This window comes from Saccharothrix sp. CB00851 (assembly GCF_001905065.1).
Classification (GTDB): Bacteria; Actinomycetota; Actinomycetes; order Mycobacteriales; family Pseudonocardiaceae; genus Actinosynnema.
This window is the reverse complement of sequence record NZ_LWLC01000008.1, coordinates 146,661-163,959: the sequence shown is the minus strand read 5'-3', so window position 1 is coordinate 163,959 and position 17,299 is coordinate 146,661. Positions and strand designations below refer to the sequence as shown.

The 17,299-nt window shown below is 73.2% G+C and carries 13 protein-coding genes; 6 read left to right on the top strand and 7 right to left on the bottom strand.

Annotated features, from left to right (window positions below; translation table 11 throughout):
- Window positions 1-107: 107 nt before the first annotated feature.
- Window positions 108-272, bottom strand: a complete 165-nt coding sequence (locus A6A25_RS43935) for a hypothetical protein (RefSeq protein ID WP_158073709.1) — start codon at window positions 270-272, stop codon at window positions 108-110.
- 317 nt (window positions 273-589) lie between these two features.
- Here A6A25_RS43935 and A6A25_RS10280 point away from each other — a divergent pair, with 317 nt between their 5' ends.
- Window positions 590-4,648, top strand: a complete 4,059-nt coding sequence (locus A6A25_RS10280) for a WD40 repeat domain-containing protein (RefSeq protein WP_073888001.1) — start codon at window positions 590-592, stop codon at window positions 4,646-4,648.
- Window positions 4,649-4,740: 92 nt separating this feature from the next.
- A complete protein-coding gene (locus tag A6A25_RS44665; RefSeq protein ID WP_241828577.1) occupies window positions 4,741-5,223 on the top strand; it encodes a DUF2165 domain-containing protein in 483 nt (160 codons plus the stop codon).
- 51 nt (window positions 5,224-5,274) lie between these two features.
- Here A6A25_RS44665 and A6A25_RS10270 read toward each other — a convergent pair whose 3' ends face one another.
- From A6A25_RS10270 to A6A25_RS10255, 4 genes are all read right to left on the bottom strand, one after another.
- Entirely contained in the window at window positions 5,275-6,006 is a 732-nt protein-coding gene (locus A6A25_RS10270; protein ID WP_241828576.1) for a carboxylesterase family protein, read from the bottom strand.
- A 66-nt stretch (window positions 6,007-6,072) separates the two neighbouring features.
- Window positions 6,073-6,648 carry a TetR/AcrR family transcriptional regulator gene (locus A6A25_RS45360; protein WP_158073708.1) on the bottom strand — a complete coding sequence of 192 codons (576 nt, stop codon included), beginning with the start codon at window positions 6,646-6,648 and terminating at the stop codon, window positions 6,073-6,075.
- Window positions 6,649-6,749: 101 nt separating this feature from the next.
- Complete coding sequence (locus A6A25_RS10260; protein ID WP_198932633.1) at window positions 6,750-9,143, bottom strand: helix-turn-helix transcriptional regulator; 2,394 nt, start codon at window positions 9,141-9,143, stop codon at window positions 6,750-6,752.
- Window positions 9,140-10,444, bottom strand: a complete 1,305-nt coding sequence (locus A6A25_RS10255) for an Hsp70 family protein (protein ID WP_241828575.1) — start codon at window positions 10,442-10,444, stop codon at window positions 9,140-9,142. The genes A6A25_RS10260 and A6A25_RS10255 overlap by 4 nt, the downstream gene beginning before the upstream one ends.
- A 215-nt stretch (window positions 10,445-10,659) precedes the next feature.
- On the opposite strand from A6A25_RS10255, the gene A6A25_RS10250 reads away from it, so the two are divergent.
- From A6A25_RS10250 to A6A25_RS10240, 3 genes are all read left to right on the top strand, one after another.
- The gene (locus tag A6A25_RS10250) at window positions 10,660-11,643 is read left to right on the top strand and encodes an IniB N-terminal domain-containing protein (protein WP_073887995.1); all 984 of its coding nucleotides are present in this window, start codon (window positions 10,660-10,662) and stop codon (window positions 11,641-11,643) included.
- Window positions 11,644-11,762: 119 nt separating this feature from the next.
- The gene (locus A6A25_RS10245; RefSeq protein WP_073887994.1) at window positions 11,763-13,574 is read left to right on the top strand and encodes a dynamin family protein; all 1,812 of its coding nucleotides are present in this window, start codon (window positions 11,763-11,765) and stop codon (window positions 13,572-13,574) included.
- A gap of 16 nt (window positions 13,575-13,590) precedes the next feature.
- Window positions 13,591-14,964, top strand: coding sequence for a GTPase domain-containing protein (locus tag A6A25_RS10240; RefSeq protein ID WP_073887993.1), 1,374 nt, complete (start codon window positions 13,591-13,593; stop codon window positions 14,962-14,964).
- Between the two features lie 163 nt (window positions 14,965-15,127).
- Here A6A25_RS10240 and A6A25_RS10235 read toward each other — a convergent pair whose 3' ends face one another.
- Entirely contained in the window at window positions 15,128-15,943 is an 816-nt protein-coding gene (locus A6A25_RS10235; protein ID WP_073887992.1) for a LysR family transcriptional regulator, read from the bottom strand.
- Window positions 15,944-16,019: 76 nt separating this feature from the next.
- Between A6A25_RS10235 and A6A25_RS10230 the strand changes: the two genes are divergently transcribed.
- Window positions 16,020-16,856 (top strand): PhzF family phenazine biosynthesis protein, encoded by an 837-nt coding sequence (locus A6A25_RS10230; RefSeq protein ID WP_073887991.1) that lies wholly within the window; start codon window positions 16,020-16,022, stop codon window positions 16,854-16,856.
- Here the strand turns inward: A6A25_RS10230 and A6A25_RS10225 are convergent.
- Window positions 16,853-17,284 carry a nitroreductase family deazaflavin-dependent oxidoreductase gene (locus A6A25_RS10225; protein ID WP_073887990.1) on the bottom strand — a complete coding sequence of 144 codons (432 nt, stop codon included), beginning with the start codon at window positions 17,282-17,284 and terminating at the stop codon, window positions 16,853-16,855. The two genes, A6A25_RS10230 and A6A25_RS10225, sit on opposite strands and share 4 nt — an antisense overlap.
- Between the last annotated feature and the right edge of the window lie 15 nt (window positions 17,285-17,299).

Below are 17,299 nucleotides of genomic sequence, written 5' to 3'. Positions count from 1 at the left end.
TGGCCGGCGGAAATGCGACATGGACGAAAAGGGTGGTGGACTTGGCGCGCCGCACCGCGCTGTGCGGCGCGCCGGTGGGGCCGTGGCGCCCCCGGGTCGAACATCGACTAGTGGTGCGCCGGGGCGGCGAGCCTGGCCAGCAGGTCCAGCCTCACCTCGGCCCGATCGCGCCGGTGCCCGTCCAGCACCGTCCTCAGGATCGGGCAGACCCGTGCTTCACCGGGGACACCCCGGTCCTCACGGGCCGTGACCGGCGAACGGGCGGTTCGCACCGGGTCAACTCCGCTCTGCACGGCAGGTCGCCGCACCGTTCCACCGCACTGGTCGGTCCGGTGCGCAGCGCTGAGAAGACCCCCAGGACTCCTCAGCGCACGACGAGCTGCCACTCGCGGTAGTTGCCTGCGAAACCACTTTGACCGATCCCTTCGCACAACCTGTCGACGTCACCTGCAACGTCCGGACCAGCTTGTCAGCGCAAGTCGTTAGGGTGGACTGACAAGTGCTCCACCGGTCGGCAAACGACCTGTTCACGCGCTCACATCCGGTTTTCCGGTCCGGAAACACCGGATCGCTAGGAGGCACGCCGCGGATGGCTGGTTCCGGTCAGGGGTCGGGTCCCCGTGCCGTGTTCGCGGAGCGGTTCGCACTGCTCTACGCGGAGGCGGGTGATCCGCCGCTGAAGAAGGTGACCGAGTCCGTCGGCCGCGCGCGGCGCACCGACGAGCGCGGCAGACCGGTGCGGGCGACCGCCCAGCGGGTCAGCGACTGGCGTCGCGGGCGCAACGTGCCCGCCCGGTTCTCGGCACTCTCGGTAGTGCTTGAAATTTTGATCGGTGAGGCGAGGAAGTCGCGCCCGCAGCCGCCGGCGGCCGGGTTGTACGACCTGGACGCGTGGCGCGCGCTGTGGGAGGAGGCGTTGGCCAGCCCGGTGTCGGCGCCGGTGGACGAGGACCCGCCGAGCTCGGACGAGATCGGCGTGTGCCCCTACCGGGGACTGGCCGCGTTCCAGCCGGAGGATTCGAGCTGGTTCTTCGGCCGGGAACGCAGCACGGCCGCATTGGTGTCCCGCCTGGGCAGTGCCGCGGAAACCGGCGGAATCGTGATGCTGGTGGGCGCCTCGGGCGCCGGTAAAACGTCACTGGTGCGCGCGGGCGTCATTCCGTCCATTCGCGACGGCGCGTTGGCGGTGCCCGGCTCGACCAATTGGCCCGCGGTCGTCCTCACGCCCGGCGGCGACCCGGTGAAGGAATTGATCGGGCAGATCCCGGAATTGGCCGACATCCTGGACATGGCGCTCACCCTGGACGGGATGGACCAGGACCTGGTGGCCTCCGGGCACGGTCCGGACACGTTCCTCGGGCAGACGCTGATGGGCGTGATGCGGTTCGCCGCGCAGATCCGGGCGGCGTTCGCGGCCTACGCGGCACGGCACGGCGGCGACCGGGTGGTGGTCGTGGTCGACCAGTTCGAGGAGGCGTTCACGCTGTCCTCGGACGAGAACCGGGTGCAGGTGTTCGTGCAGGCGTTGCACGTGGCGTGCACGCCCGCGGTGCCCGGCGGCACGGCACCCGCGGTGGTGCTGGTGGGCGTGCGGGCCGACTTCTACGGCCGCTGCCTGGCGTTCCCGGAGCTGGCCGACGCGCTGCAGGACCGGCAGATGGTGCTGGGCCCGATGACGTCGGCGGAGCTGCGCGAGGCGGTGTCGCGGCCCGCGAAGGCGGCGGGCCTGCAGCTGGAGCCGGGGCTGATCGAGCTGATGCTGCGCGACCTGGGCGTGCGCAGCGGCCGGGCGCAGGCCAGGGCCGGGCAGGGCGCGTACGACGCGGGCGCGTTGCCGCTGCTGTCGCACGCCCTGCTGGCCACCTGGCAGCGCAGGCAGGCGGGCAAGCTGACCATCGCGGGCTACCGCTCGGCGGGCGGCATCCAGGGCGCGGTCGCGGCGACCGCGGAACGGGCGTGGGCCGACCTCGCCCCGGAGGCGCAGCACGCGGCCCGGCCGTTGCTGCTGCGGCTGGTGCGCGTCGGCGAGGACACCCAGGACACGCGCCGCCGCTCGACCCGGCACGAGCTGGTCGAGCAGGCCGCGAACCGGGCCGCGGGCGAGGAGGCGCTGGAGGTGCTGGCCCGGGCCCGGCTGGTCACGCTCGACGCGGGCTCGGTGGAGATCACGCACGAGGCGCTGCTGCAGGCGTGGCCGCGGCTGCGCAGCTGGATCGACCAGGACCGGGAGGGCCAGCTGCTGCGGCAGCGGCTGGAGGAGGACGCGGCGACGTGGGCGGGCCAGGACCGCGACTCGTCGCTGCTCTACCGGGGCGCGCGGCTGGAGACCGCGCGGCACTGGGCCGACGCGGCGGGCCCCGAGGGGCTGACCGGCACCGCCCAGGACTTCCTCGCCGTGTCGATGCAGCACCGCAGGCGCGCCGCGTGGGGCCGACGCGCGGCCGTGGCGTGCGTGGTCGTGCTCGCGCTCATCGCCGCCACCGCCGCCGTGCTGGCCGTGCGGCAGCGGGACGACGCGGTGTTCCGGCAGGTGGTGGCGGAGGCGGACCGGCTGCAGGACGCGGACCCGTCGCTGTCGGCGCAGCTGGCGCTGGTCGCGCACCGGATGCGGCCCGACGACCGGGACGTGCAGACGCGGCTGCTGTCCACCCAGACCACGCCGCTGGCGATACCGCTGACCGGGCACACCGGCCCGGTGTACCTGACCTCCTACTCCCCTGACGGCAAGTTCCTGGCCACCGCGAGCTTCGACCAGACCGTGCGGCTGTGGGACCTGCGCGACCCGGACGACCCCAAGCCGCTCGGCTCGCCGCTGCCCGGCCACCGCAGCTGGGTGACCTCGGCCGTGTTCAGCCCGGACGGCCGGACCCTGGCCACGGCGGGCGACGACGCCACGGTGCGGCTGTGGGACGTCAGCGACCCGGAACGCCCGCGTTCCCTCGGCGAGCCGTTGCGCGGCGACAACGACACCATCTACCTGCTGGCGTTCACGCCGGACTCCCGGACCCTGGTCACCGCCAACGCCGACCACACGGCCCGGCTGTGGGACGTGACCGACCCGGCCCGGCCGCGCCGGCTCGGCGAACCGCTCGGCGGGCACACCGACCAGGTGCGCGCGGTCGCGATCAGCCCGGACGGCGCGCTGCTGGCCACCGCGGGCGACGACGGGACCGTGGTCCTGTTCGACCTGCGCGACGTGCGCTCACCCAAGCAGCTCGGCGAGCCGATCACCGGGTTCGAGGACACCGTGCACTCGCTGGCGTTCAGCCCGGACAGCAGGCTGCTGGCGGGCGCGGGCGAGGACCACAGCGTGCGGCTGTTCGACGTGGCGGACCCGGCGGCGCCCGAGCCGGTCGGCCGCCCGTTGACCGACCACACCGAGGGCGTGTGGTCGGTGGCGTTCAGCCCGGACGGCCGGCTGCTCGCCGCCGCGGGCGCGGACGGCACCACCCGGCTGTGGAACATCGCCGACCCGGCGCACGCCGTGCCGCTCGGCCAACCGCTGAGCGGGCGCAACGGCATCGTGTACGCGGTGGCGTTCAGCCCGGACGGCCGGACGCTGGCCACCGGCAGCCACGACTCGGTGGTGCGGCTGTGGTCGCTGCCGCACACCGTGCTCATCGGGCACTCGGCCCGCACCATCGGTCCCCGCTTCACCCCCGACGACCACTACCTGGTGTCGGCCAGCGAGGACCAGTCGATCCACGTGTGGGACACCTCCGACCCCGCCGAGCCGAAGCCGATCGCCGAGCTGTCCCACGGCGCGGGTGTGTGGTCGCTGGCGTTGAGCCAGGACGGCCGCACGCTGGCCAGCGTGAGCGACAAGCTGGTGCGGTTGTGGGACCTCACGGACCCGCACGCGCCCCGGCCGCTGGGCGAGCCGATCGAGGTGGGCACCCGCTACAGCTCGCCGGTGGCGTTCCGGCACGACGGCAAGGTGCTGGTCACCGGGTCCGACGACAACTCCGTGCAGCTGTGGGACCTCAGCGACCGCGAGCACCCCGTGCCGCTCGGGCGCGGGCTCGTCGGCCACGACCAGTACGTGCACTACGTCGAGTTCACCCCGGACGGCGGGACGCTGGTCACGGCGAGCGCGGACAAGACCGTGCGACTGTGGAACGTGACCGACCCGGCCGCCGCCCAGCCGATCGGGCACCCGCTGACCGGGCACACCGGCGCGGTGCGCGCGGGCGACATCAGCCCGGACGGCCGCACCCTGGCCACCGCGAGCGACGACCGGACGATCCGGCTGTGGGACCTGACCGTGCCGAACCGGGTCGAGCCCATCGGCGCGCCGCTGAGCGGGCACGCCGAGGAGGCGGTGGCGGTGGTGTTCAGCCCCGACGGCCGGACGCTGGCCAGCGGCGGCGAGGACCGCACCATCCGGCTGTGGGACGTGCACGACCTGCGCCGCCCCGTGCCGGTCGGCCAGGTGCTGACCGGGCACGAGGGCGGGTTGCGGGACATGGCGTTCAGCCCGGACGGCCGCCGGTTGGCGTCCACCAGCTCGGACAGCACGGTCCGGGTGTGGGACCTCGACCTGCAGCACGTGATCGAGCGGGTGTGCGTGAAGACCAAGGGCGTGCTGCCGGAGGACCGCTGGCGCGAGCACCTGCCGCAGCTGGACTACGAACCGCCCTGCCCCTGACCGGTCCGCACCCCGAACCCGTGGTGACGCGCGTTCACGTACTCGTGACCGAACGTGACTAGGTTCTGCAGATCATGCGTTCACTTGCCAGGGTGGGGAGCCCGCGGACGGCGATCACGGCGCTGACCGGGATCACCGCGCTCTACATGGGCCTCGTCGTGTTCGGCAACATCACCGACTACGAGACCAACCACGCGTTCGTGCAACACGTGTTGGCGATGGACACCACCTTCGGGTCCCCCAACACGTCGTGGCGCGCGATCACCGATCCGACCGTCGTGACCGTCGTCTACGTGCTGATCATCGCCTGGGAGGCGGTCACCGCGCTGGTGCTGCTGGCCGGGCTGGTGGCCTGGTTGCGGCGCCGCGAGGAGGTGGCGCGCCTGCTGTCGTCCACGGGCTGGGTGATGCAGGCGCTGCTGTTCGGCGGCGGGTTCATCGCGATCGGCGGCGAGTGGTTCGTGATGTGGCAGTCGAAGGAGTGGAACGGGCTGGCGGCCGCGTTCCAGAACTTCGTGATCGCCGCGCTCGGGCTGATCCTGCTGCACGCCACCAAACGAGACCCGGCCCCGTAGCGGGCGTGGCCGGAGGTCGTCCCCCTCCGGACGACCTCCGGCCCGCTACCCCTACTCGTTCCCCCAGGAGTCGAGCCGGTGCTCGGCCCGGTAGTCCACGCCGATGATCGCGCCGGGTGCGAGCGACTGCACGTGCCGCCCCTCGCCGAACGCGGGCCAGTGCGGCAGGTCGCCGTTGTGGAACAGGCCGCGTGACGCGGGCGAGACCAGGTGCGCCGCCGTGGCCGACGCGCCGTAGGAGACGCCGAACAGCGTGACGTTGCCGGGGTCGCCGCCGAAGCTGTCGATGTTGCGCCGCACCCACTCCAGCGCCTCGCGCTGGTCCTGCAGGCCGAACGTGCCGGAACCCTCCAGACCGGGCAGGCCGAAGCCGCCGAACACGCCGAGCCGGTAGTTCAGCGTCACGACGACCACGTCGCCCTTGGTGGCCAACGCGGCGGCGTCGAAGTGGTGGCCCGCGCCGATCGCGCCGTCGCCGTGGATCCAGACCAGGACCGGCCTGCGGCCCGCGGTGGACGGCGTGGTGACGTTGAGGAACAGGCAGTCCTCGTCGGTCGCCCTGGTCGGCGAGTAGGACGAGCCGACCTGCGGGCACGGGTTGCCCGGCTTGGTCGCGTCCCGGACGCCCTCCCAGTCCGCGGCCCGGTGCGGTGAGCGCCAGCGCAGCTCGCCCTTCGGCGCCGGCGCGTACGGGATGCCCTGGAAGACGGTGCGGTCGGCGTGCACGACACCGCGCACCTCGCCGTTCTCCACCCGCACCGTGTCCGGTGGCCGTTGTCCCACGTCCCCACCCCCACAGGCCGTCAGGACCATCGTGATGATCAGTGCCCACGTCCCCCGACGCATGGGTCACCCCCTTCTCGTGGCGAGCTCCACCATGGTGAGGAGCTCGCGTTCGCAGAGGTCGAGGTCGACCTCCGGGTGGTCGCCCGCCCTGGCCAGCACGCCGTTGCGCAGGGCCAGGACGAAGATCGCCACGGTGTCCGCGTCGAACTCGCGGAACTCGCCCCGCCGCTGCCCCTCCCGGAGCAGGTCGGCCATCTTGCGGTGGTCGTCGTCCGCCGTGTCGACGGCCGAGACGTGCGGGCGGACCTGCGCCAACGCCACCATGTGCGCCCGGTGGGTGCGCAGGAACCACAGGTTGGCGCTCAGGAACGCGCCCAGCTCGCCCGCGGCCGTGGCGCTGCGGTCCATCCGCTCCAGCACGAACTCGGTGAACTTCCGCCTGACCTCGGCGTAGACGGAGTCGACCAGCTCCTGCTTGCCCTTGAAGTGGTACGAGATCAGGCCGGTGCTGCTCAGGCCCGCGCGGGCGGCGATCTGCTTGAACGAGGTCGCCCCGTAGCCGAGCTCGGCCAGGACCTCGATCGCCGCGGCGACGATCTGCGCCCGTCGTGCCTGCTCGGTGAGGGACTTTGCTCGCACGAGCAAAAGTTAGCATGGCCGAGCTGGAAATTGCTCAGACGAGCAAGAGTTCACCCGTTCGTGAAGGCCGGTGTCGTGCCGATTCGGGTGCCTGGTGCGCGTCAGCCGACGATCTGGCGGAGCTGGTCCAGCAGTTCCGCCCGGCTGGTGCAGCCCAGCCGCTGCCGGATGCGGGCCACGTGGTGCTCGACCGTCTTCGCCGAGATGAACAGGCGGTCGCCCACCTGCTTGTAGGTCAGCCCGCCGACGACCAGCTCGGCCACCTCGCGCTCGCGGTCGCTGAGCTTGCCCGCGTCGGCCTCCACGACCGGCTCGGGCTGCTTGCGCGTGGTCGCGGTGGTGCGGCCCTGGAGCAGGCGCGCGCAGTCCAGCAGCCGCACCATCGCCTGGCGGTCGGACGTGCGGATGGCGGCCTGGCCGGCGAGCCTGGCCGCGTCCCACCACTGGCCGACGGCCTGCAGGCCGCGCGCGGACTCCTCGACCTGGTCGGCGTCCACCTTGCCCGCCACCACGTCGAGCCAGCTCTCCGCCGCCGCCGACACGATCCCCGCGTACCGGCTCTGGTCGCGGCACGCGGCCAGCGAAGCCGCGTGCTCCTCGGCGACGGACGTCTCCTCGGCGATGATCGCGGCGTGCAGCGCGCTCCAGTGCAGCGGCACGGCCCACAGACACGGATCACCCAGGTCCCGCAACAGGTTGCGCGCCGCGGTGAGGTGCGGTGCCAGCCGGTGCTGGTCGCGCAGCCGTGCGGCGGCGGTCGCGAACTCGCCCAGCGGCAGGAACGTGAACAGGTCCACCGGGTGCCGCAGCACCGCCTCGCACGCCTGCTCCCACGTCCGCTTCAACGTCGCCAGGTCGCTGTTGCGCCGCGCCACGCCGATCTCCAGCGCCACCGCGAACAGCCAGTCCCGCGGCTCCAGCGGCCGGCCCGCCTTCCGCAGCGCCACCAGCGCTTCCCTGGCCTGCGCGAGGTTGCCGCGCTGCATCGCGATCCACGCCCGCAGCAGCCGGTGCCGCACCGCCATCAGCGCGCCGCCCGACGACGTGGCCATCGCCCGGTCCAGCACCGATTCGGCCACCCCCGGCTCACCGCTGTGCAACGCCACCAGCGCGGCCAGCGCGGCGGGCGTGTCCGGCAGCAGCACGCCGCGCCCGGCCGGTTCGAGCAACCCGGCCGCACGCACCAAAGTGGACAGTGCGGTGGTCGTGGACGACGTCACCGACTCCACCACGCCCTGCGCCATCAGCGAAGCGCCGCCGTCGAGCATGGTCGGCGGTGCGACGGGCAGCGGCGCGGACGGCAGCTTCCCGGTGCCGACCTGGCCGATCACCGCGAACGCGGACGACGTCGAGCTCGGCGACCACCGGTGCAGCTCGGTGCCGCGGGCCAGCTGGCCCCGGTGCGCCAACGCGATCGCGGCCACCTCCGCCGCGGCGCCCCGGTGCTCGACGTCACCGCCGGAGATCACCTGGTCGGCGAGCCGCAGCGCGGCGTCGAGGTCACCGGCCATGGCCGAGGCGACGGCCCGCCGCACGGCCACGTCGGGGCCCGCCGTGCCGATGGCGGCCAGCAGCTGTGCGGCCAGGGCCGGGTCGGTGGCCAGCGCCTCGTCGGCCGCGGCCCGGAACGCCTGCGCCAGCCCCGGCCCGGCGACCCCGGTCTGGTGGCCCGCGCCGCCGACCGAGATCAACGGCCGCACCAGGTCGAGCACCGGCCCGCCGGACCGCAGTTGCAGCTCGGCCAGCCGCTGCCGCACCGCGATCCGCCGGTCGGTCCGGCTCAGCGCCGCCACGGCCAGCCGGGCGACGGGCACCAGCGTGCCGTCCGCCGCGACCAGGCCGGTGGCCCGTCCCGCCTCGATCACGTCGCCCACCGCGTCGGCGTCGATGCCGAGCAGCCCGCCGAGCAGGTCGAGCCGCAGCGCCGCGCCCGCCTCGGCGGCCAGCAGGTACTTCTGCACGTCGGCGTCCAGCCAGTCCAGCTCGGCCCGGAACGACGCCACCACCTCGGGCGGCACCTCGGCCGCGGTCAGCCCGGCCAGCCGCTGCACGAACCGCGGCACGCCACCGGTCTGCTGGTGCACGTGGTCCACCAGCCCCCGGGCGGCGGCGGGCAGCACCGCCCGCACCTGCTCCCGGCTGAACGGCTCCAGCATCAGCGCCGGCCGCGCCCGCCCCAGCGACTCGGCCAGCGCCGCCAGCGCGCGCGACCGCGGCCACGGGCGGTAGGCCACCACGACGCTCTCCGCACCTCGTTCGACGAGGGCGCGCAGCGCCAGCAGCTCGGCGTCCGGCAGGAGGTGCGCGTCGTCCACCACCGAGGCCGACGCGCCCGCGTCCTCGAACGCGCGGCTGATCTCCCGCAGCACGGTCGTCTTGCCGTAACCGCCGGGCGCGACCACGCCGAGCCGCACCACGGCACCGGCCGCGATGGCGTCCAGGACCTGCGCGACCTGGGGGGACCACACGGGGCGTGCGGTTGTGCTCGGGCTCAACGGCCATCCTCGCTGTCACGGGAACGACGCCCACCGGTCGGCACGAGCCCGCGCACCACGCGCTTCACCGTGCGCCGTTCCGGCAGGTCGAGGGGTGTGATGTCGACGGGCGGCCGGGGTGGTGGCGCGGTGAACTCCGCGTCCGGCACCTCCATGCCACCCACGGGGAACCTCAGCAGCGGGTCGTCGTCGCGCACCATCACCGACGTCTCGATCGGCTCCGGTTCGGCGTCGGGTCCGATCACCAGCCGCCGGGCGGCGAGCGCCGCGCCCTTCACCACCGAGGTCTCGGGTGCGGCCTCCAGCACCACCCGACCGGGCACGGACGCCGCGACCAGCGGGATGCGGGTGCTGCCGCCGACCAGCACGGTCATCTCCACGCCGCCGGTACCCGCACCGGCCACGACCCGGTCGAACACGGAGACGGCCTGCTCGACGTCCGGCCGGATCAGGTCCTCGAACTGCGCCCGGGTGATCGGCACGTCCACCGGCCCGGACGGCAGGTGCACGGGGATCGACGTCTCCACGGCGCCGGACAGCACCCGCTTGGCCGCCTCGCAGTCGCGGCGCAGCCTGCCGAACAGGCCGCGGGTGCGCGGGTCGTCGGCGTCCAGCTCGGCCAGCGCCCGCCCGAGCGAGGTGCGCACGTGCGCGAACACCGCGTCGTCGAAGTCGGCGCCGGCCGCCTGGTCGACCCCTTCGACGGTGTTGACCAGCTCGAACCTCCGGCCGACCACGGACGCGCCGAACCCGTGGCTGCCCAGGCTGAACACGCCGAGCGGCCCGGCGAACGACCGGCTGAACGCGTGGTTCTCCGCCGCCGCGACGGGTTCGGGTACCAGCGACGCCTCCACGCCGACCGACCGCAGCGCCCGGTGCACCAGGCCCTTGGCGTGGGCGCCCCAGCCAGGGGGGTGCGCGAGCACGATGTGCGCGGGCGGTTCGCCCTCGCGGGCCGCGACCTGGTCGGCGACCCACCTGATCAGCAGCGCGGTCAGCTCCTCCGCGGGGCACCGCTCCGCACCGCCCGCGTCGGGTCCGAGCACGATCGGCACGGCGTCGCCGACCCGGCGGCCGAAGCCGGTGGCCGTCCACCGCGGGTCGCCCGGCTCTCCGACGAGGAACGCGCCATCGGCGGTGAGCCGCAACGTCGACGCGACACCACCGCCGGGTCCGCCGAGGCCGACCAACTCCGGTTCGCCGCGCCCCGCGCCGCCCAGCCTGCACACGGCCGCGGCGGTGCGCGTGGTGCCCACGTCGACCCCGAGGACGTACGGCAACTCGGAGCCTCCCTCACTCACCTGAACGAACTACGGGCAGTACCTACACGGGTTACGAGATGGTCACAAGCGCATCCCCTAATCCCCTAGGGAGTGAACGACAACCACCCCATAGTGGTTGCGGTATCTACTGGGAGTAATCCCCGATGGCCGGTGATCCCCCCGCCCATACCTTGATCACAGGCCGGACCCCCACCCCTGCCGGGCCGGCTCCCCGCGTCCTACTTGACCAGGAGATGTCCATCATGGGCTCCAGCCCCAACACGCTGCACGACTTCGTTCTCGACCTGCTCAGCGACCCGACCGCGCTGGCCGACTTCCAGGCCGACGCCGAGGGCACCCTGGCGAGGGCGGGCCTGAGCGACATCAGCGCCCTGGACGTGCAGGAAGTCATCCCGCTGGTGCTCGACTACGTGCCGACCGGGAGCCTGCCCGCTCTCGACGGCTCGCTGCTCGAGGACCTGCCGCTCGACCTGGTCGACGCAGGCCAGGCCGGTGCGATCTTCCGGCTCAAGGCCGTCACGGACCAGCTCACGGTGTCGGGTGCCACGGGCGCCGGTGACGTCAAGGCCGCCGTGGCGGGCACGCTCAGCGCGGACGCCGACGGCCTGTCGGTGTTCGGCGGCGTGTCGAGCTGGGACCTGTTCGACGGCTCCGCTTCGGTGAAGCTGTCGGTCGAGGGCGACTTCTCCGCGGTGGGTGACGTGACCGACACCCTGGACGGCACGCTGCACACCGCAACCGGCCAGGTCTCGGACCTGACCGACACGGCGACCGGCACGCTGGACGGTGCCGTCGCCACCGCGGGTGGGGTCACCGGCTCGCTGCCGGGCGCGGACGGCCTGACCAGCACCGCGTTCGGCGCGCTCGACTCGCTGAGCGGCGTGGTCGGCAACGTGACCGGTGGCCTCACCAGCTCCCTGCCCGTCGGCGACCTGGGCAACGTGGCGGGCCTAGGCAACGTCGCCGACCTGGGCAACGTCGCGGGTCTGGGCAACGTGGCCGGTCTGGGCGACTCGCTCGGCGTGTCCGGCTCCGCGCAGGGCAAGGCGGCCTTCGACACCCACGGCGCCGACCCCCTGTCCGGCGTGACCGAGACCGTCGGGAACGTCGCGAGCACCGCCGGTGTCGGCGGCGTCGTGAGCAACGTCACCGACACGGTCGACGGCCTCGACCTGCCGGTCGTCGACTCGCTCGGCGTCGACAACCTGCTCTTCTGAGACTGATCCACTACCAGAGGGCCGGTTCTGTCTCGGGGACGGAACCGGCCCTCGCTTTGTGCCCGGAAGGTCCCCGGACTTTCACCCGGGCGGGTTTTACCGGCACACTCTGCCGAGTGATGTCCGCGCCCTGGCTCGACGTGCTCGACGACACGATCCGGGCTTGCGCTGCGCACAACCGGCCCGACCTGGCCGAACGGTTGCGCGACAAGCGCGCCCGCCAGCTGGACCCCAAGCTCCGCGTGCTCGTGATCGGCGAGCCGAAGCAGGGCAAGAGCCAGCTCGTGAACGCGATGGTGAACGCCCCGGTGTGCGCGGTGGGTGACGACGTCACGACCACCGTTCCCACGTTCGTGCAGCACGCGGAAACCCCGTCGGCGGCACTCGTGCGCGGTCCGTCCATCGCGAACACCCCCACCGAGCGCATCCCGGTGCCCATCGACCAGCTCGCCAGCCAGGTGAGCGCGAACCACCACCACGGCGGCGACCTCGTGCGCGCCGAGGTCGGCATCCCCCGCGCCCTGCTGGACTCGGGCCTGGTGCTGATCGACACCCCCGGTGTCGGCGACCTGCGGCCCGCGCACACCGCGAGCACGTTCGCCGCGCTGCTCCAGGCCGACGCGGTGCTCATGGTCTCCGACGCCACGGCCGAGCTGACCCGGTCGGAACTGGAGCTGCTCAAGCAGGTCATGACCTCGTGCCCCAACGTGATCCTGGTGCTCACCAAGATCGACATCGCGGCGCAGTGGCGGCGGGTGGTCGAGCGCAACCGGGCGCACCTGGCCCGCGCGGGCGTGTCCGCGAAGCTCATCCCGGTGTCCGCCGCGCTGCGCCTTCGGGCGGCCAAGACCGGTGACAAGGCGCTCAACGCCGAGTCCGGCTTCCCCGAGCTGCTGACCTGCGTGCAGCAGGACATCGTGGCCGCCGCCGACCAGCTGGCCCGCCGCACGGTCGCGGTCACCGCCGCGTCGGCGATCAAGCAGCTGGTCGCGCCGGTGCGCGAGGAGCTGTCCGCCCGTGCCGCGCAGGGCCCGGAGAAGACGATCGCCGCGCTGAACGAGGCGCAGCGCCGCATCGACGAGCTGCGCCGCCGGTCCGCGCGCTGGCAGACCGTGCTGGCCGACGAGATGGCCGACCTGGTCTCCGACATCGAGTACGACCTGCGCGACCGCACCCGCAAGATCCTGCGCGAGGTGGACAAGACGTTCGAGACCGCCGACCCGGCGCTGGGCTGGGACAAGTTCGAGACGTGGCTGGAGGACAACCTCACCGAGGCCGCCACGACGAACTTCGCCTGGCTGCTCGACCGCTCCGGGTGGGTGGCCGAGAAGGTCGCCAAGAGCTTCCCGGTGGCCCGCGACGACCTGCTGCCCGAGTCGATCTTCCCGGACGACGTGCTGGACCGGGTCGCGCCGATGGACAAGCCGCTGATCGAGAAGTTCAGCCTGATGCAGAAGGCGTTCACCGGCTTGAAGGGCTCCTACGGCGGCGTGCTGATGTTCGGCCTGGCCACCAGCCTGGCCGGGATGCCGCTGATCAACGCGATCTCGTTGGGCGCGGGCGCGCTGTTCGGCGGCAAGTCGATCATCGACGAGAGCGACCAGCGGCTGCGCCGCAGGCAGGCCGCCGCCAAGGCCGCCGCGGCACGGCACGTGGACGACTTCTTCCTCAAGTTCAGCAAGGACTGCCGCGACGCGGCCAGGCACATCCAGCGCAGCCTGCGCAACCACTTCGCCACGCTGGCCGAGGAGCTGCAGGAGACGCTGCTCGAATCGGCGCGCAGCGCCCGGCGCGCGGTGCAGGCCGACAACACCGAGCGGGAGCGCCGCAACCGGGACGCCAAGCGGGAACTGGACGACCTCGTCGGCCTCTACCAGCGCGTGCAGGCGCTCGCGGGTGGCCAGGCACCGCCGTTGGGGATCAGCGCGTGACGGTGGGGATCGTGGCGTGACGGTGGAGGACGAGGTCTGGGCGCTGCTCGAGGACGCCCTGGCGGTCTACCGGGACAGCCCGCGCGCGGTGGCGTGGCTGCGCGGGCACCAGGCCAGGTTCGGCGAGCCGGTGCGGGTGGCCGTCGCCGGTGCGCCGCGGTCGGGCAAGTCCACTGTGGTCAGTGCGCTGATCGGCGAGGAGTTCGTGCCGACCGGCGCCACCACGTGGTACCAGGACGGGCCGCGGCCCAAGGCCTACGCCGGCCAGTACGAGGTGCCGGTGCTGCGCCGGGACGGCAAGGCGTTCGTGGACGCGCCGGACGCCGAACGGGTGACGGTGGAGTGGCCGTCCCGGTCGTTGCGGGACCTGGTCGTGATCGACACGCCGGCGGGCGCGCCGGTGGAGCAGGTCTACGGCGAGGCCGACGCGGTGCTGTACCTGACCAGGCACCTGCACACCACGGACGTGCGGTTCCTGCAGACCGCGCACGACCACCCGGTGGCGCGGACCGCGCCGGTGAACACGGTGCTGGTGCTGTCGCGGGCCGACGAGATCGGCGGCGGCCGGATCGACGCGCTGTCCTCGGCCAAGCAGATCGCCCGCCGCTACCGGCGCGAGGCGACGGTGACCCCGTTGTGCCAGAACGTGGTCGCGGTGGCCGGGCTGCTCGCGGTGGCCGCGCGGACCCTGCGGGCGGAGGAGTTCGCGGCGCTGGCCGCGCTGGCGTCGTTGGGGCGGGCGGAGCTGGAGGACCACCTGCTGTCCGCGGACCGGTTCGTGGGCGAGGACTTCCCGGTGCGGCTCGACCCGGCGGTGCGGCGCGGCCTGGTCGAGCGGTTCGGCATCTTCGGCGTGCGGCTGACCACCACGTTGATCCGGCAGGGCTTCGACACGCAGGTGAAGCTGACCGGGCAACTGGTGCAGCGCAGCGGGTTGGGCGAGTTGCGCGACTCGATCGGCGTCTACTTCACCGAGCGCAAGGAAGTGCTCAAGGCGCGGGCCGCGCTGCTGGGCCTGGACGTGGTGCTGCGCGCCGAGCCGCGGCCCGGGTCGGTGGGGCTGGCCGCGGCGCTGGAGCGGATCCTGGCCTCCGCGCACGACTTCCGGGAGCTGCGGCTGCTGGCCGCGTTGCAGGGCGGGCGCACGCGGCTGCCCGGTGACCTGGACGCCGAGGCGTCCCGGCTGGTCGGCGGGCTGGGCACGAACCCGGTGGTGCGGCTGGGGATGGACTACGAGCCGACGGAGAGCGAGTTGCGGCACGCCGTGCTGGAGACGCTGGGACGGTGGCGCGAGCACGCCGTCGACCCGGCGCTGGACCACGGGCAGCGGCGCGCGGCGGCGGTGGTCGTGCGCAGTTGCGAGGGGATGCTGGCCGAGGTGGTCGGCTAGGGCCTGTTTCACAAGTCTCGTTCGATGAGAGTCGCGCCTGAGGTGGCTCCTGGCGGTGCGGCCGAAGGGGCCGCATACCGCTGTTGTATGTGGCCCCTTCGGCCGTGCCCCCAGGGGCCGCCTCAGGCCCGACTATCGCGAACACGGACTTGTGAAACAGGCCCTAGTTCAGCGCCGCGGCGACGGCGCGGACGGCCGCGGTCGGGGTCCGGCGCGGGTCGGTGACCAGGAACAGCGTGCTGTCGGGCAGTTCGCGCACGCGGTGCAGCGTGCCCGCGTCCAGCTGCTCGGCCACCGCGACGCGCGGCAGCACGGTCCAGCCCAGACCCGCCACCACGCACGACCGCACGGCCTCGATGCTGCCGAACCGGGTGATGCTGGGCGTCGCGGACAGCTCCCGCACGAACCGGTCGCTGTAGGAGCAGCCCTCCTCCAGCAGGAAGTACCGCTCGTCCAGCACCACGCCGGGCGCGGACACCAGCTCGATCGGTTCCACGCCGATGGCGGTCACCTTCAGGCCCGCCGCGACCAGCGAGTCCTCCAGCACCAGCGCGAGGTCCAGCGTGCCGTTGCGGACGCCGGCCAGGGCTTGGCGGGTGCCCGCCGGTGAGAGGTGCACGGAGATGCCGGGCCAGCGCAGGGCCACGTCCGCGATCCGCTGCGGCAGCCGGTAGGCGCACATCGACTCGGGCGCGGCTATCCGGACGTCGCCTTCCACGGCCGTGCTGCCGCGCACGGCGTCACGCAGGCGTTGCTCGGAGGTCAGCACCTCGCGGGCGTGCTCGACGGCCTGCCTGCCCGCCTCGGTCAGCCGGGCGCCGCTGGGCAGCCGGTCGAACAGGCGGGCGCCGAGGTGCCGTTCCAGGGCTTTGACCTGGCTCGTCACCGTGGATTGCACGAGGTGCAGCTCGGCCGCGGTCGCGGTGAAGCTGCCCGTGCGCGCGAGCACCAGGAGGGTGCGCAGGAGGCGGGTGTCCACCGCATCGACAATACCGATAGGTCACATCGCAGGGAATCGTTGGACTCGATGAAGGGCGGTGGGAGAAGCTGTCGGCATGGACGACGTGCTCCGCTACAGCGCTTTCACCACCGACCCCGCCGGCGGCAACCCCGCCGGTGTCGTGCTCGACGCTACCGGCTTGGACGCCGCGGCGATGCTGGAGATCGCGGCCGGGGTCGGCTACTCCGAGACCGCGTTCCTGTTCCCGCGCGAGAACGAGGGCGAGTTCGACGTGCGGTACTTCAGCCCGCTGGTGGAGGTGCCGTTCTGCGGTCACGCGACGGTGGCGTCCGCGGTCGCCTCGGGCCGCACGGGCACCCTGCGGTTCCACACGCCCGCGGGGCTGGTGGAGATCGCCACGACGCCCGGGAAGGCGAGCCTGACCAGCGTGCCGACGTCGTCCACGCCCGCGTCGGAGCGGGACGTGGCGGAGGCGTTGCGCGCGCTGCGGTGGTCGGCCGAGGACCTCGACCCGCGTTACCCCGTGCACTGGGCGTTCGGCGGGTCGCGGCACCTCGTGCTGGCGGTGCGCACGCGGGAGCGGCTGGCGGCGCTGGACTACGACTTCGACGCGTTGGCCGACCTGCTGCGGGCCAACGACGCCGTCACCGCGCAGCTGGTGCACCAGCGGGACGAGGACGTAGCCGGTGGGGACGTCTTCGACGCGCGTGACCCGTTCCCGGTGGGCGGTGTGGTGGAGGACCCGGCGACCGGGTCGGCCGCGGCGGCGTTCGGCGGCTACCTGCGGGCCGTCGGTGCGGTCGGGAGGGCCAGGTCGATCACCATCCACCAGGGGGTGGACATGGGTCGGCCCAGCCTGTTGGAGATCGCGGTCTCGCCCGACGACCCGCGGGTCACCGTGACCGGTGCGGCGGTGCCGATCACCGCTTAGCCCTGGACGCGTTCCAGCACCACGACGGGGATCTCGCGGTCGGTCTTCTTGGCGTAGTCGTCGTAGGCCGGCCACACCTCGGTCATCAGCTTCCACAACTCGGCGCGTTCCGCGCCGGTCGCGGTGCGGGCCCTGGCCGGGAACACGTCCGACTTCACCTGCACCTCGGCCTCGTTGCGCGCGGCGAGGTTGCGGTACCAGGCGGGGTGCTCCGGGGCGCCCCCGTACGACGCCACGACGACGTACGCGTCACCGTAGGGCTGGTAGATCAACGCGGTGCGGCGGGGCTGCCCGGACTTCCGCCCGATCGTGGTCAGCAGGAGCGTGAAGACCCCCGGCTGCCACTCGTGCCCCTCTTCGCCACCGGACGCGACGTACTTGCCGATGTGCTCGTTCACCCAGTCGACGGGGCTGTCCTGAACCGACATGCCCCGACGCTACCC